At 45.3% G+C, this 243-nt stretch carries 1 pseudogene; it reads right to left on the bottom strand.

The annotated features are described in order from the left end of the window. A pseudogene (locus SB724_RS21530) lies at nt 1–243 on the bottom strand (AMP-binding protein); the annotation flags it as partial.

Raw genomic sequence — 243 nt, 5'->3', positions numbered from 1 at the left:
AGACGAATCCCGAAAAGTTTCATGATTCGTTTGATACGTCCTGTAATATAGTAAAGCCCGTTTTGTCCTTTTATGGCGGTATCTCCTGTCGGTAAAACGGCAGGCTGCTGATAAGTTTCCAAATCTTTCAGCGTATTGGCATAGCCACCAGATATTCCGGGATGTGAAAAGAGCAGTTCACCGGAGTCTTCATCAATGGTAAAGCTTCCGCCATGCACAGGGGTTCCGATAGAAGTTTCCTCT

The organism is Bacillus sp. SIMBA_031 (genome assembly GCF_046535225.1).
GTDB lineage: Bacteria > Bacillota > Bacilli > Bacillales > Bacillaceae > Bacillus > Bacillus velezensis.
Note: the sequence above shows the minus strand (reverse complement) of the source record. Positions and strands in the feature narration are given on the sequence as shown.